A 13387-nucleotide genomic window follows, 5' to 3' on the forward strand; every position below is an offset into this window, starting at 1 on the left:
GTTTGTTTCTGCTTATAAAACAGGAAAGCTACAGTTATACTGCATTTCCATTTTTACAATAAAGGCATAGAGGAGTGGGAGTGCCGAGCAAGGGGTTCGAACCCTTGACCTTCGGATTTCCCTGGAAGAGGTCTGTTGACCAGAACCCTATGAGTCCGACGCTCCACCAGGCTGAGCCAGCTCGGCATAATTGAGTTTGGGAATGAGTTTTTGTTTAATAAGTTTTGGAGGACCCCGAACGGTTTTGTGTTTATTCCTGTTCGGGAGCTTCTTCCGATTCCTCTTCGTCCGACTCTTCGGAGTCGGCCTCATCGGAAGCGGGCTCTTCAAGCGATATCTCCGAGGTAGCTTCTTCCGCCTTGGCGGGAGCCGTCGCCTCGATTATAGACTCCGGCTCTCCGGAACCTTGCTTAAGCACTTCGGATTTGCGGATCTCGATCCTCTTCATCGGGATCACGACGCGGCAGGCTTTGGCGAGTTCCTTTCCCATCTCTCCCGAGATGATGGATTTTACCAGCTCTGAAAGGGTCATCTTTTCGCCCATGCGCATGAGGGTCTCTTCGATCATGTTCCTCATACCCTGTTCCTGTGCGGACTGGATGCGCCTCTCGGCGATGCTCATCGTTTTGACCCTGAATGTGAAGTTGTCGAATGTCAAGACATCAACGACGTGGTCGGTCTTGGTCTTCTTCCTGCGGGTGAGCCTGCGGACGTAATCGGAAGTGAGATCGTGGCCGATGAATGTTGTTTTTGCTTCGTGGCCGTCGGTCCCTGTTATCTTGAATTTCAGCTTTATGTGCATCTTCGAGAAATCGCCGGTGAGATCCTGGACCGTGACCTCGGCGGTCCTTCCGATAAGAAGTGCGGGGTCTGCCGCGGGAGTCTCTCCTATTACCATTTCATTGAACATTTTAGGAGCATGTACGTTGTACCACTCCTTTGCCTTCCACTTGTCCTTGACCTTACGGCCTGCGGCTCCTTTTGCTTTTTTTGCTGCTGCCATCAGAATCCTCCATGATTCGAATACGATGATGATTCACTGGTTGTATTAATAGGTTTGTTAGAAATAATTGAAAAATCCCAATGTAGCCAGCGTGTTTTTGAATATCATAATAAGGAAATTATTGTACAAAATGGTTGGTACCGCTTATATTTATAGATTATTGGTGCAGGAACTGTGTTTCATAATTCATTCACATACCTGCCGCCTTCATCATATTAAAGCACTCGATGCTCCTGGAGATCTCCGCCACCATGTTCTCGAACGTCTTCGAAGAAACGGATTCTCCGAACATCCTCTTGAGGTCGGAGAAGACCGATTCCACTTTCCATCTCATGTTATAGCCGTACCTCTTACGCCACTCGTCCTCGCCTATTGCGTTCCTCTCCCGTACATGCGCGCTTCTCACGGTGCATCCTCTGGATGTCGTCGAAGCATTCTTCCTGATGTGGGCTATGAACTCTATCTTCCTCTCCCTCATCCCATTCCAGTTCTTCCTCGTGTCATACGCCCCGTCCGCAAGCACCTTCGCTATCCCGTGGCCTGCGGCCAAGGCCGCATCCACAAGTGCCAGCAGGTGCTTGGCATCGCTTGATCGTTCGTCCGTCGCCACGAATGCGAGGATCTCGTTCGTCTCCACATCAGAGAGAATGTGAAGTTTAAGCCATCCTTTGTGCACCTTCCACTTCTCCCTCATCCATCCTCCCCTGACGGTGACCTTTATCCCTGTACTGTCGACCGCAACGATCCTCTTGCGCGCGGTCGCCTTGATACCGGCTGCCGCTTCCAGAGAGGTACAGCGCCTCCAAAGCGTCGGATAGCTCGGCACCTCTATCCCGATCAGATCGAACACGGGCTTGAAAAGACCCTCCAGCATCCTGAAGGGGATGCCCGTGACCGTCCTGACCCTGGAAACATAAGATATCAGAGCATCCCCGTACAAACGCGGCCGTCCTCGTTTCTTTTCATTCGAACCTATCTCATCCAGATGCTTAGGGACCCATGAAAGGTCCCAAAATATCCTTCCCCGTTCGACAAGTCTTTGGTTATACTCATCCCAATGTCTATTATACTGTCTGTCCCATCCCATCTCTGCCATCGTCTGGCTCCTGCTTTCTCACAAGCACCGGACGATGGTCCTCTGAAAATTAATCACCATCGGTCAGCGGGCCAACGAATTATGAAACACAGTTTCCCGGGGCGCAATTTATTATGGGAGTATTCTACAGATGGGCGTGGGGTGTCGAACAAGACTATACAAAATCGTTCGAATTACATAAATCATCGGCGGAGAAAGGGGATCCCTTTGCTCAGTATAAACTTGGCCTGTTATACATTTACAATTGGTCTGTTGGAATACGGACAGAAAAAGGAATCGAAATGATATCTGCCGGAGGTTTAAAGACAGATGGTGCCGAAGGAATCAAATGGCTTAAAAAGTCTGCTGAAAACGGAGTAACAAAAGCCCAATTCATGCTTGGACATTTTTATCAGTACGGAGGGTCTGTTGAAAAGAATGAAAAGGAAGCGGAAAAATGGTATCGTCTTGCCGCAGAGGGAGGAGACAGGGACGCTGAATCTCGGTTAAGGTCCCTAGAAAAAGGGAAGAAAAGGGGCGAATAAGATGGCCGCTATGAACGCTCATGTCGCACTTTGTGAACATTGTGCACAAAGAAAATCTGCAGTTGCGATGATATAATTGAGGGAAAAATGGGGATTGGTTCCGATCTGACGTTCAATGAGAAAAAAGAAGATATGGGCTCACTGATGAGGAATTAGCAGACGTAATCTTCAGATTAGATAAAAAAAGAAAAAAAAGAGGAAGGACCAAGATGAGTATTTTTTGTGAAGGAATAAAAGATGAGGACGGAAGACTGCCAAAACAATTTGGCGATTTTGCCGAAGGTTTGGTAATGTATTTGCTCGGGCAGAGGGGAATGTCCGTTGCTTTGATAGACCACGTGGGCGCCGACCTGATCGCAGCAGAGAGAAACAACCCCGAAAAAAGATATGCGATCTCTGTAAAAGGACGAAATATTCCTGATACTGAAAGCAAAGGATTCAATTTTTCTCAGGACAACATAGATAAACTGAGAAGAACGGCAGAAACATTTGGTTTGATACCTGCGGTAGCGTTTGTTTTCGTAGACAAATTTGAAAAAGTTGTCAAAATACGCATCCTTCTATCAACGCTAGACAAACTGCAAGAACAAAGTAAGAACGAAAAAATCGAATTCATAAATGATAAAGTAAAAAGCGGCGGAATATACATCAAATATGAAAAATTGGCTAAAAGCGGAAAAGATTCACATTTGGATCAGATAAGGAACTGCGGTTTCATAGATTATACTGAATTTGAATTGAACCGGATGGACACGAACAAATCTCCTTTTGCATGTGATGAAAAATGATGAAAATAATATTGTCAGGGAAAGGTTTTGACTCAAGGAGCGAGGTCGCCCCAATCCAATCATATCAGATGGCAAACGTTATTATCATCGCCCATCCAGACTACATCGTTGATGGCCTCAAAATCAGATTATGTTGCGAAGTATAGCGATTTACAACCTTTGGTTACTTTCGGTTTCTAATTATTGCTATAAACTAACAAGAACGTCCCTAGGAATACCTGTGTTATGTGGGCAAGTTTATATGTCTGGGTGTCTCTTTTTCTAATCGATCTTTCTGTTCTCTTGTTAGCACTATAACATAGGATGATTGTTGTTTTTAATGGACCAGTTTCGGTGACCTCTCCTCCTAAACTTTATAAGGCAAGATATCTTCATAGTAATATGTGGAGGGATGTGTTGATGCCAGCAGATGAGGTCTGTAATTCTAGTGTAGAGAAACAGACGGCGTCAATGGATACTTTTTCGATGGGGGAATCGTCCCCGAGAGTTAAGAAAAATGAAGGTGGGCCGAGACTGATTTCCTTGTTTTCCGGATGTGGGGGACTCGATCTTGGCTTTGAGATGGCTGGATTCCAAAGGGTATGGGCAAATGATTTTGATCCAGATGCTCAAGCAGTCTACGAGAAAAACATTGGCGAGATAGATAAAAGGGACATATTGAGTGTGCCCGAAAGCGAAATCCCGGACGGCGACATACTCACGGCCGGTTTCCCATGTCAGCCGTTTTCAAATGCCGGAAAAAGGGAGGGCGTTCACGATTCGAGAGGGATGTTATATAAGGAATGTCTTCGGGTAATAAAAAGTAAGATGCCGAAAGTAATTGTTTTCGAGAATGTCAAAGGACTATTATCGACAAAATATATCGATGGTCGCAACCTTGTCGATGTAATAATAGAAGACTTATCAACTATAAACGGAGTGGGATATAACGTCAAGCATTTGTTAATCAATGCATCGGATTACGGCGTTCCTCAAAATAGACAAAGAGTTGTCTTCGTTGGCATTAGGAAGGATCTGAAAAAGGAATTTACATTTCCGGATAAACAAAATAAAAACAGTAACCTAACGCTGAGGTATGTTTTAGATATCCCCGCGGGGGTCCCAAACCAAGTACACTGGAGCCTTTCTCCTCAAGCATCAGAGATGATTGAGTACATTCCAGAAGGCGGTTCATGGAAGGATGTGCCATATGAGCACCTGGCACCGCGGTTTAAGAAAATAAGAGATGACATGAAAAAGTACCGTTCCCCAAATTTTTATAGGCGTTTCTCCCGCGATGAAATAAATGGGACTATCACGGCCTCCGCCCAGCCAGAAAACTGTGGCATCATCCACCCCACTGAAAATAGAAGATATACAATTCGAGAGGTTGCGCGTATTCAGACATTCCCAGATAATTTCGTGTTTTTTGATGGCAGCGCGAAAGATGTTACTGCAATGTACAAGGTCATTGGAAACGCCGTTCCTGTGATGCTAGCAAAAACTATTGCAACAGCGATTATGGAGCAGGTTTTCGCAGTGGGGGATACAGATGGACACAGATAAGGCATATCTCATAGGACTGGTAGTCGGTGGCGGGATATGGGGCAACGCAGAAGATGTGTTTAGAATAAGATTACCATATAGACAATGGGGTTCGTTTGAGGAGGACCCGCAGCGAGCCAGTCTCATTTCAAAGGACATTCTGAAACACGTTAGCCCGTTGTTTAGAGCCGTCTACGGTGTTTCTGTATCATATGAAACAAAAAAGAGCGGCGAGTGGAATATCCTCTGTGAAGGTGACTTGACCGAAATAAGGTCCGATTTGGAGCATTACGGCATTAAATGTGAGGGGGAGCTGCGGAAAAATGTCGAAATAGACAAGATAGCTCTAGATTTATTAGATGATAATCTTAAACGCCGCTTTATAGCAGGTTTGGCAGACACTATCGCAAGTACAAACTCAACTCATAGGCGGTTCACTAACGATAAACAGATGGTCTCGTTCGAAGTGTCTGGGTTCGGTTTCGGGTTTGTGTGTTCACTATGCAAGCTATTGCACAGTATAAACTGCTTTCCAGATCAGATTCTCTGGAATCATCCAAATTTTCATTGTAAAAGCAACCCATTCTATAAAAAATGGAAGAAGGGGTTCAAGATACGGGTGTATATTGATCAGTATGATAAATTCGGATCCTTCACCTTTACATCGAAAGTCAACTCTATGAGTCAAAATATGGATTTGGAAGCAAAAGAAAATACTGCAATGCCCTGTGAATACCGCACAGTGGATCGTCCCACAGTTTCTTGTGTTCATTGCGATGAGAATAGCAGCCTATTGCCGGAAACTATAAGGAATGGACATTATCTCCATAACAAGCATGTATGTGCTGTAATGGGTTGCGAACATGCGCCGTACACTCGAATCTCGGGGCTAATCAGCAATGCAGAGGATTACATCAATCCATTTCCCGTTTTGGTTAAAGGAACAAATATCGAAATATCCAAAATAATAAAGGAGAATCCAATTTTTGGCGATAGGGTCTATTCCAAACGTCTTGTTAGAATATCAGAACTTAACGAGATATATCAAAAAAACAAAAATGAGCTAGTTTTTGCAGTAGATGAGGTTGCAGGTTATCCGATAAATCAGGTAATGAAGGCCGTCACATTTCTATCTGCTGCAGAATTGGGTCAATTGGGTGGCAAACGCCCTGGTAAAATGCCTGATGTCCTAGATGAATATCAGGCAAATAATCCCTCTGCATCTGTTGAAATTATGTTACCTGATTTGTTGACGCCCCTGATATTGTCCATGGGAGGATATTCGGCGCTTGTTGGTGCAAGTAATCCTAAGGTATACAAAAAACTTATTCTCATGTCACCGGACAATCCCTATAAGTTTTCTGTAATGCCGATAAAGGAGGAAGATTTGAGATGATAAAGAAGAACGAAGTCGCGCATTATGAAGAGATAACGGCTTTCATTGAAGCGCAACTAAAGAGTAACTTTCTTATTAAGAAAAAAAGTGACATCTCACTCTACTGGAAAAGCGGAGAACTGACATCAAAGATAAAGGAACTAATCTCCGAACATCCTCAAAAATGCGCGTGCCTTCAAGCATTCAGTCGTAACACCCCGCCCCTTAACCTCGATATTTTTGGAGTCGTAACCGATGGAAAAAAATTTGAGATCGTAATAATAGAAGTAAAATTGCGCGAAAATGTAGGTCTGGCAGAATGGTCGCAGCTATTAGGGTATTGTGTGGTTTCAGATGCGAAGTTTGGTTTATTGGTCAATATCGATGCTGGTGCAAGCAGTCGACTATCTAATATATTAGTTTCCGAAATCGATGCCTCAAAGGTCATCAGAATAAAGGCAAATGGGAAAGAAGCGGTGCATTTTTTGGGTCTAATGCAATGGAACACAGTGACAAAAAATTTTGAGTATAGTAATCTAGGTCAGGTTTGGTCCATTTCTGCTCTGAGCGAGATGTTAATAGGGCAATTTCCGTGAATTGACTATATAAAGATAACTTGAAGTCAATGGGTTCTAATCTCGGCGGTGAACATATCAGTCGGATTTCAGGACCTTCTTCACGTTCGGTCTGTCCTTGAAGAAGATCTTAGACCCGCATTTCTCGCACTGGAGTCCCAGGGCGTTCACGTTCCTGATAGGCTCGTTGCATTTTGCGCATCTGTACATGTATATCCCTTACTGCTCCGATACCTGGGATAGTTCTTTCTTCGTCTTGGGGCTGTATGCCTCCGCTGCGAACTTTACGCCGCAGTGCCTGCATTCCCATATCCCGGAACTTACCCTTTTCACGGACATGTGGTGGCAGACGGGGCACTCGTGTTTTGCCTTCTGATGTGCTTCGATGTTCTTGACCCTGTTACGGACAACCACACCGTATCTGGCACCAAACCTTCCGGACGTACCTGCTTTCTTTGTTCCTTTTGCCATTTGTATCACCCTATGATCTTTCTTATGGCCTTTCCTTTCTCTACGGCCCTGTCAAGACAGAGGCTGAGTTCGCTGCGTGTGATCGAACCCCTTCCTCCCTTCTGCATGGCCCTGAAGTTGCCATCGTTGTCGGTGGTGACGGTCAGGCGGACAGATGAGATCATCTCTTCGTCGAAATTTGGGTCAAGTATTAAATCATTTCCTATTTTAACAGATGTAACGGAGACGGGTGTGCATGTGACCGGTAATGGCTTGTTCTCGCACATGGTAAATACACTAAAATATCTTTTCTGCTTTTCATAATAAAGGATAATTTGAACAGCCCCATACCCACGGCAACATCCGAATCAGTTTTGAAATCGATGAAATCTAATAAGGGGATTAATACTGGGCCAGAGTTATTGCTGCGCCAAGCCCTCAGATCTGCAGGTTACCCAGGGTATCGTGTTCACTGGAAGGTGCCTGGAAAACCAGATATTTCATACCCTGGGATGAAAATTGCCATATTCGTAAATGGATGTTTCTGGCACCGGTGTCCTTATTGCAATATCCCCATACCTAAAACACATACTGATTATTGGATTGAAAAATTTGAAAGAAATACCCAACGCGATTCTATAAATACTAAAGAACTTCAAAAAATGGGTTGGACGGTGCTTGTAGTGTGGGAATGCGAAATCAATGGAAAAATAGACGAAGTAGTCTCAAGGATTGCATGTAGCATTGAGCAACGGCGACTCTATTTTTGCTATCGACTAGTGTTTTTCATCAATGAAATTTGTAAAATCACTGCAAAAAGGTCTTAATTAGGGAATATTGGTCAAGTATCGACTTTAAATGCAACAGCCACCTAATATGTAAGGGCCCCTGCACCAAACTGTGTTTCATAATTCGTTGGCCCGCTGACCGATGGTGATTAATTTTCAGAGGACCATCGTCCGGTGCTTGTGAGAAAGCAGGAGCCAGACGATGGCAGAGATGGGATGGGACAGACAGTATAATAGACATTGGGATGAGTATAACCAAAGACTTGTCGAACGGGGAAGGATATTTTGGGACCTTTCATGGGTCCCTAAGCATCTGGATGAGATAGGTTCGAATGAAAAGAAACGAGGACGGCCGCGTTTGTACGGGGATGCTCTGATATCTTATGTTTCCAGGGTCAGGACGGTCACGGGCATCCCCTTCAGGATGCTGGAGGGTCTTTTCAAGCCCGTGTTCGATCTGATCGGGATAGAGGTGCCGAGCTATCCGACGCTTTGGAGGCGCTGTACCTCTCTGGAAGCGGCAGCCGGTATCAAGGCGACCGCGCGCAAGAGGATCGTTGCGGTCGACAGTACAGGGATAAAGGTCACCGTCAGGGGAGGATGGATGAGGGAGAAGTGGAAGGTGCACAAAGGATGGCTTAAACTTCACATTCTCTCTGATGTGGAGACGAACGAGATCCTCGCATTCGTGGCGACGGACGAACGATCAAGCGATGCCAAGCACCTGCTGGCACTTGTGGATGCGGCCTTGGCCGCAGGCCACGGGATAGCGAAGGTGCTTGCGGACGGGGCGTATGACACGAGGAAGAACTGGAATGGGATGAGGGAGAGGAAGATAGAGTTCATAGCCCACATCAGGAAGAATGCTTCGACGACATCCAGAGGATGCACCGTGAGAAGCGCGCATGTACGGGAGAGGAACGCAATAGGCGAGGACGAGTGGCGTAAGAGGTACGGCTATAACATGAGATGGAAAGTGGAATCGGTCTTCTCCGACCTCAAGAGGATGTTCGGAGAATCCGTTTCTTCGAAGACGTTCGAGAACATGGTGGCGGAGATCTCCAGGAGCATCGAGTGCTTTAATATGATGAAGGCGGCAGGTATGTGAATGAATTATGAAACACAGTTACCTGAAGATATCTTGCCATCAGCTCTTCGAATTTCGTTCCCTTGTCGCTTTCTGAATAAGAAAAAGTGCGGTATTTTTCCAAGATATCTTTGAAGTCCACTGTAACACCAAGCAAGCTATGCTGTGACATTGTAATTTTACAATATAATTGTTAGTGTACCAGTGATTTGGTCAATTGCTTTCATGCCTTAACTCAACAAAGCTGGGAATAAATGCATTCTATATTTGCGAAGTTAAGGTTTGATATTGTACCCTACATCTGGCTAGTGCCAAAGTCAAATTTTTACTCAGATTACCTTAGCCCTTTTTCTTTTGCAATGTCAGATAACTTTTCCCCATTGAATATGAAGTAGTCATTTCCATTTAAATATTCATGCTCTTTGCCATCACACTCTTTCAGAAATATTTTTGCAATCCTTGATAATGAATAATCATTGCCTTCATACCGAACAACATCATCATCGATATTTTCCACAAAGAAATTTTTTGAGTGTTTTTCGTTTAAAGAAAATGCCAAATGGTCGCCGTATTTTATTCCTAAATCTGAACGTTTAACCTTCGGCGCAATTTGCTGCTTTTCCTCTTTTTCTTTAGCACTTTGTGATTGCTTTGGATATACTACTTTTTCTGCAAACAAGTTGAAAAAGTCCTTAAGGAGTTCTTTTTCTAAGATGTATAATTCCGTGTCAGCAATACGACTTTTTGAAAAAAGCTTTTTCATGAGCTCCTCAACAGACTCGTATTTACTCGTACTCACCGCAAAATATGGGTTAAAAATTAGTCCCCTGTAACCATCAACACGATGTTTCCTGAAACGCTCTTCAAGGAGTTTTTCATTGTCAGCCGTACCTACTTTCAAGATTGTGCCATCCATCGTAGTCGATTCGCAAATGTAGATTATGCCCATTTTCTCACTTTAATCCAATTGATTTAGTTTATTTCCCTTCCGCTACCGCCACAGAATGGACAGTTGTTCGACCAGTTTTCCGCAGGATAAATCCTATTGCAACCATAACATTGTAGTGTATATGGGGCCTTTTCAATCTCTCGTCCATTGCCACCACAGAATGGACAGTTGTTCGACCAGTTTTCCGCAGGATAAATCCTATTGCAACCATAACATTGTAGTGTATATGGGGCCTTTTCAATCTCTCGTCCATTGCCACCACAGAATGGACAGTTGTTCGACCAGTTTTCCGCTTGGTATATCTTGTTACACCCGTAACATTGCAGTATGTACATTTTCATCATCTTCCTTCTTTTTGTTAATCTTTTACGATTTTTCCCATCCAAAGATCACTTCTGCCAACTCCTCGTCATTGATCCCAAATCCATCTTTGATCTCATCAAATGCCATATCAGATTCAAGTCAGGAAAGTTCATCGATTATTTGATCGATATCATGTGACTTTTCCGGGTCGGTTGTGATCTTTTGAAGCGCCATCTCATCACGACTTTGTCTTTTCCTCTTCCTTTTTCATCTTAATGTATTCTCTGGCCTCTTCAGCGAATACTATGGGGACGTTGCATAACGTGCAGTTTGAATATGACTCGGCATCATCACCGGACCCAAAACATATCTCATTCCTGCATCGTCCGTCTAACAATACACATATTTCAAAACCCGGTCCCGTTTTTTTTCCAAACCTATAGTCTACCATGTTATCCTCACCTTGTTTCTATTTTTTTTAATCGACGTTTGATAATAAATATGGTTCTTTGCGAACCACATACCTTAACTTTCATCTCCATCATCTTCTTCCCGCTCTTTTTCATTTCACTCTCCATATTCATCATTGTCTCCTCTGTAACGCCACTTATACGTACGGCTGTCGTATTCATACTTAAGAGGGGTCTCTGAGTTCAACCTCAACTTTTCTTTCAGTACGCCTCGTTCGAAGTATAGTTCAAGCGCTTCATCGAAATGAAGATATGATTCAAAGAAATCCGAACTCCAGAAGTCTCCACCGCATGCAATGATACAGCTGCCAGTAAACGGGATCATTATTCCGGGAGACTTCAGCGATCCGTCCTCTTCAATCTCTTCCGGGTATTCCCGGTGCTTTCCGAATAGGATCCCATCCACAACGGAATAATCTGCGGTGTAGCCACGCCAGCAATCGGAAGTTAATCCCCATATCTTCGGTTTCAAAGATGGTTCACAATCGATTATTTGCTTACCTTTTTCAACATCGATCAGTGTGTGCTTCTTACCGTCAAGGTACATGTAGTCATCTGATTGGACAGTCATTTAATTCACCTTTCAATACATCTGTTCTGTGTCAGGAACGATTCAACCTCGTCGGACACCTTGAATATACTGTGTCCCGTCCTTCCTGCTCTGCTTTTTTCATTTACTGCCTCTTTTTTAGTTTCTTTCCTTTCTCTTTACCTGTCCCAATAAGCCAAACACACTCCGAGATTGTACTGCCCATGCCATCCTCGTTATCTCCAAGAATCCATTCGTCGTACCTTCCACCCACCTCTACTGTGAATGTACGGTGCTTGCGATTATTCATGTCCTTATCTTCAAATGGTGCTGATACATTTATTGTGACCTGTTGTCAGAGGTAATCTATCACTCTATGGTATTCATCGTTCTCGTCTGGTTCCATCACGAACGATCCGCCACCATCTCTTGTCAGGTCAATTCTTATGATCCGCGTTTTATGTTCCTCCGTTCCCATTAGTGCGTTCTGGTCTATGTACGTCTTAATTTCGTCTTCTATCTCGGCTTCAAATTGAGCGGACCTTGCTATCGTATCCATTACAAACCTTCCCACCGCACTCTCCATGTCGAACTCCTCTTCGAATGACTTTAACGTCTTTCCCTTTTCTTCAAGCACCTTCATCATTTCTTTGTGATTGTCGTAGTTCCTGTGAATGCGATCCATCCTCATAACAAGGAGAACATCCCATTCATCAATCAAGGACATCATCGCTTTGTATGCAGGTCTGTCGGTGTCCCTTCCGGAATATCCTTCGTCTGTAAAACGGAGAACCGGTTCCCAGTTTTCTTTGGTTAAGCAGTATTCCTCCATTTCTCTCATCATTGCTTCGGTGGAGATCCCTTCCTCCGCTTCTTCAACGGAGACTCTGACATATAGCGCCGCTCTTGTTATCATAACACAACTCTTTTCGTTACCTTTCCGAGACCTTTGCAGTAGGAACAGTTCCTGCTTCTCCCCTTGCATTTAGGACATGTCATCGTTTGACTGTCGGGCTCATTCTCATTCCAGACTTGTTCTTTGCACACATCGAACTTGCTCCAGTCCGGCTTGTCCTTTTCTTTTTCAGACTGGTCATTCTTTTCTCTAGATGCATTCTCGATCCATTTCTTTGCCTGTTCGAGTGCCTTATCTAACGTATTGTTGAAATCGAACTTCGCTTCCTCGCAAAACCCAGTGAAATCGCTGAATGACATTTCAGGATTTTCTATGATGTTCAAAGGCGTCGTTTTAAAGGATTTGATGCACACATCACCGGGAAGCAGTTCGATCTTGGTGATCATATGTATCTTGCCTTTGCCGAACATTTCATACTCTTTTGCGACAACATAAGCGCGTCCGTACCTCAGATATATTGTTCCCTTTCTTTCCGCGTGGTTATCGCAGTTATCCTCCGGACATTTCTTCTCATGCTCAACGGCCTCTTTTTTTATCCTGAATATCCGCCCGCAGCGTTCGCATTTGTATCTCGGCATCTCTCTGGTCATTGCTTTTCCTCCATGGGAGAGAGCGATGTGATAACTCGTTCGATTGCGTTTGCGAAGGAAACTTTCGCTTCTTCGTAGAAAACTTTCAGTTCATCAATTGAGATCTCTTCCAGCTTGCCAGAACCGCAATAGCGCGGATCGAAAGAATCGCCCCAATCAAGAAATGAAACCGAGACTTTCTCATCGCTATTCTCTACAATAATGGAACGGTATCCGTCGACGCCATTCCCTGTATACGGTTCCCCGACCACCTCGACCGAGGATGGTCTTTTGATTATCTTGCCCTGCCAATCTTTCAGTTCACACTTATGGCAGTTTTTCTCGTGCTTGGCAATATCTGCTTCCGAATAGGATACTGCTTTGCATTTCTCGCATTCGAAATAATTAACTAATGTAACCATGTCTGAACCTCCACTCATC

At 44.2% G+C, this 13387-nt stretch carries 19 protein-coding genes and 1 tRNA gene; 7 read left to right on the top strand and 13 right to left on the bottom strand.

Annotation, left to right across the window (positions count from 1 at the left end; all coding sequences use genetic code 11):
• Positions 1–81: 81 nt before the first annotated feature.
• From Mpt1_RS04180 to Mpt1_RS04190, 3 genes are all read right to left on the bottom strand, one after another.
• Positions 82–186 (bottom strand) — tRNA-Met (locus Mpt1_RS04180).
• A gap of 64 nt (positions 187–250) precedes the next feature.
• Complete coding sequence (locus tag Mpt1_RS04185) at positions 251–1003, bottom strand: 30S ribosomal protein S3ae (RefSeq protein ID WP_048112466.1); 753 nt, start codon at positions 1001–1003, stop codon at positions 251–253.
• 190 nt (positions 1004–1193) lie between these two features.
• On the bottom strand, positions 1194–2099 hold the full coding sequence (locus tag Mpt1_RS04190; protein ID WP_048112468.1) for an IS5-like element ISMte1 family transposase: 906 nt from the start codon (positions 2097–2099) through the stop codon (positions 1194–1196).
• A 113-nt stretch (positions 2100–2212) separates the two neighbouring features.
• Here Mpt1_RS04190 and Mpt1_RS04195 point away from each other — a divergent pair, with 113 nt between their 5' ends.
• From Mpt1_RS04195 to Mpt1_RS04215, 5 genes are all read left to right on the top strand, one after another.
• Complete coding sequence (locus Mpt1_RS04195) at positions 2213–2623, top strand: tetratricopeptide repeat protein (protein WP_048112470.1); 411 nt, start codon at positions 2213–2215, stop codon at positions 2621–2623.
• Positions 2624–2832: 209 nt separating this feature from the next.
• Positions 2833–3411 (top strand): hypothetical protein, encoded by a 579-nt coding sequence (locus tag Mpt1_RS04200; RefSeq protein ID WP_048112472.1) that lies wholly within the window; start codon positions 2833–2835, stop codon positions 3409–3411.
• Between the two features lie 399 nt (positions 3412–3810).
• Positions 3811–4956 (top strand): DNA cytosine methyltransferase, encoded by a 1146-nt coding sequence (locus Mpt1_RS04205; protein WP_202965133.1) that lies wholly within the window; start codon positions 3811–3813, stop codon positions 4954–4956.
• Complete coding sequence (locus Mpt1_RS04210) at positions 4943–6331, top strand: hypothetical protein (protein WP_048112474.1); 1389 nt, start codon at positions 4943–4945, stop codon at positions 6329–6331. The genes Mpt1_RS04205 and Mpt1_RS04210 overlap by 14 nt, the downstream gene beginning before the upstream one ends.
• Entirely contained in the window at positions 6328–6906 is a 579-nt protein-coding gene (locus Mpt1_RS04215; RefSeq protein ID WP_048112476.1) for a hypothetical protein, read from the top strand. The genes Mpt1_RS04210 and Mpt1_RS04215 overlap by 4 nt, the downstream gene beginning before the upstream one ends.
• 57 nt (positions 6907–6963) lie before the next feature.
• On the opposite strand, the gene Mpt1_RS04220 is transcribed toward Mpt1_RS04215, so the two are convergent.
• The 3 genes from Mpt1_RS04220 to Mpt1_RS04230 are packed head-to-tail and all read right to left on the bottom strand — an operon-like array spanning position 6964 to position 7622.
• Complete coding sequence (locus Mpt1_RS04220; RefSeq protein ID WP_048112478.1) at positions 6964–7095, bottom strand: DNA-directed RNA polymerase subunit P; 132 nt, start codon at positions 7093–7095, stop codon at positions 6964–6966.
• Between the two features lie 9 nt (positions 7096–7104).
• Complete coding sequence (locus Mpt1_RS04225; protein ID WP_048112480.1) at positions 7105–7356, bottom strand: 50S ribosomal protein L37ae; 252 nt, start codon at positions 7354–7356, stop codon at positions 7105–7107.
• A gap of 5 nt (positions 7357–7361) precedes the next feature.
• On the bottom strand, positions 7362–7622 hold the full coding sequence (locus Mpt1_RS04230) for a hypothetical protein (protein ID WP_082007244.1): 261 nt from the start codon (positions 7620–7622) through the stop codon (positions 7362–7364).
• A gap of 87 nt (positions 7623–7709) precedes the next feature.
• Between Mpt1_RS04230 and Mpt1_RS07915 the strand changes: the two genes are divergently transcribed.
• The gene (locus Mpt1_RS07915; protein WP_394295797.1) at positions 7710–8162 is read left to right on the top strand and encodes a very short patch repair endonuclease; all 453 of its coding nucleotides are present in this window, start codon (positions 7710–7712) and stop codon (positions 8160–8162) included.
• Between the two features lie 163 nt (positions 8163–8325).
• Positions 8326–9231, top strand: coding sequence for an IS5-like element ISMte1 family transposase (locus Mpt1_RS04240; protein ID WP_048112468.1), 906 nt, complete (start codon positions 8326–8328; stop codon positions 9229–9231).
• A 313-nt stretch (positions 9232–9544) separates the two neighbouring features.
• Here Mpt1_RS04240 and Mpt1_RS04245 read toward each other — a convergent pair whose 3' ends face one another.
• From Mpt1_RS04245 to Mpt1_RS04270, 7 genes are all read right to left on the bottom strand, one after another.
• The gene (locus Mpt1_RS04245; RefSeq protein ID WP_148305829.1) at positions 9545–10159 is read right to left on the bottom strand and encodes a GIY-YIG nuclease family protein; all 615 of its coding nucleotides are present in this window, start codon (positions 10157–10159) and stop codon (positions 9545–9547) included.
• A 28-nt stretch (positions 10160–10187) separates the two neighbouring features.
• Positions 10188–10412, bottom strand: coding sequence for a hypothetical protein (locus Mpt1_RS07595; RefSeq protein WP_148305830.1), 225 nt, complete (start codon positions 10410–10412; stop codon positions 10188–10190).
• Between the two features lie 288 nt (positions 10413–10700).
• Positions 10701–10913, bottom strand: coding sequence for a hypothetical protein (locus Mpt1_RS04250; protein WP_048112484.1), 213 nt, complete (start codon positions 10911–10913; stop codon positions 10701–10703).
• Positions 10914–11029: 116 nt separating this feature from the next.
• Positions 11030–11503 carry a hypothetical protein gene (locus Mpt1_RS04255; protein ID WP_048112486.1) on the bottom strand — a complete coding sequence of 158 codons (474 nt, stop codon included), beginning with the start codon at positions 11501–11503 and terminating at the stop codon, positions 11030–11032.
• A 313-nt stretch (positions 11504–11816) separates the two neighbouring features.
• Positions 11817–12377 carry a recombinase family protein gene (locus tag Mpt1_RS04260; protein ID WP_052399282.1) on the bottom strand — a complete coding sequence of 187 codons (561 nt, stop codon included), beginning with the start codon at positions 12375–12377 and terminating at the stop codon, positions 11817–11819.
• Entirely contained in the window at positions 12374–12967 is a 594-nt protein-coding gene (locus tag Mpt1_RS04265; RefSeq protein ID WP_048112488.1) for a DUF7128 family protein, read from the bottom strand. Before Mpt1_RS04265 ends, Mpt1_RS04260 begins: the two co-directional genes overlap by 4 nt.
• On the bottom strand, positions 12964–13368 hold the full coding sequence (locus Mpt1_RS04270; RefSeq protein ID WP_148305831.1) for a hypothetical protein: 405 nt from the start codon (positions 13366–13368) through the stop codon (positions 12964–12966). Before Mpt1_RS04270 ends, Mpt1_RS04265 begins: the two co-directional genes overlap by 4 nt.
• Positions 13369–13387: the final 19 nt, after the last annotated feature.

Origin of the sequence: Candidatus Methanoplasma termitum (assembly GCF_000800805.1) — an archaeon.
In the GTDB taxonomy this organism is placed as follows: domain Archaea; phylum Thermoplasmatota; class Thermoplasmata; order Methanomassiliicoccales; family Methanomethylophilaceae; genus Methanoplasma; species Methanoplasma termitum.

Excerpts from the sequence above, each read along its gene's own strand:
- Mpt1_RS07595 (WP_148305830.1), bottom strand. The coding sequence starts at position 10,412 with ATGGACGAGAGATTGAAAAGGCCCCATATACACTACAATGTTATGGTT.
- Mpt1_RS04215 (WP_048112476.1), top strand. The coding sequence starts at position 6,328 with ATGATAAAGAAGAACGAAGTCGCGCATTATGAAGAGATAACGGCTTTC.
- Mpt1_RS04265 (WP_048112488.1), bottom strand. The coding sequence starts at position 12,967 with ATGACCAGAGAGATGCCGAGATACAAATGCGAACGCTGCGGGCGGATA.
- Mpt1_RS04270 (WP_148305831.1), bottom strand. The coding sequence starts at position 13,368 with ATGGTTACATTAGTTAATTATTTCGAATGCGAGAAATGCAAAGCAGTA.
- Mpt1_RS04200 (WP_048112472.1), top strand. The coding sequence starts at position 2,833 with ATGAGTATTTTTTGTGAAGGAATAAAAGATGAGGACGGAAGACTGCCA.
- Mpt1_RS04230 (WP_082007244.1), bottom strand. The coding sequence starts at position 7,622 with ATGTGCGAGAACAAGCCATTACCGGTCACATGCACACCCGTCTCCGTT.
- Mpt1_RS04260 (WP_052399282.1), bottom strand. The coding sequence starts at position 12,377 with ATGATAACAAGAGCGGCGCTATATGTCAGAGTCTCCGTTGAAGAAGCG.
- Mpt1_RS04240 (WP_048112468.1), top strand. The coding sequence starts at position 8,326 with ATGGCAGAGATGGGATGGGACAGACAGTATAATAGACATTGGGATGAG.
- Mpt1_RS04205 (WP_202965133.1), top strand. The coding sequence starts at position 3,811 with ATGCCAGCAGATGAGGTCTGTAATTCTAGTGTAGAGAAACAGACGGCG.
- Mpt1_RS04245 (WP_148305829.1), bottom strand. The coding sequence starts at position 10,159 with ATGGGCATAATCTACATTTGCGAATCGACTACGATGGATGGCACAATC.
- Mpt1_RS04210 (WP_048112474.1), top strand. The coding sequence starts at position 4,943 with ATGGACACAGATAAGGCATATCTCATAGGACTGGTAGTCGGTGGCGGG.
- Mpt1_RS04185 (WP_048112466.1), bottom strand. The coding sequence starts at position 1,003 with ATGGCAGCAGCAAAAAAAGCAAAAGGAGCCGCAGGCCGTAAGGTCAAG.
- Mpt1_RS04225 (WP_048112480.1), bottom strand. The coding sequence starts at position 7,356 with ATGGCAAAAGGAACAAAGAAAGCAGGTACGTCCGGAAGGTTTGGTGCC.
- Mpt1_RS04255 (WP_048112486.1), bottom strand. The coding sequence starts at position 11,503 with ATGACTGTCCAATCAGATGACTACATGTACCTTGACGGTAAGAAGCAC.
- Mpt1_RS04220 (WP_048112478.1), bottom strand. The coding sequence starts at position 7,095 with ATGTACAGATGCGCAAAATGCAACGAGCCTATCAGGAACGTGAACGCC.
- Mpt1_RS04190 (WP_048112468.1), bottom strand. The coding sequence starts at position 2,099 with ATGGCAGAGATGGGATGGGACAGACAGTATAATAGACATTGGGATGAG.
- Mpt1_RS04250 (WP_048112484.1), bottom strand. The coding sequence starts at position 10,913 with ATGGTAGACTATAGGTTTGGAAAAAAAACGGGACCGGGTTTTGAAATA.
- Mpt1_RS04195 (WP_048112470.1), top strand. The coding sequence starts at position 2,213 with ATGGGAGTATTCTACAGATGGGCGTGGGGTGTCGAACAAGACTATACA.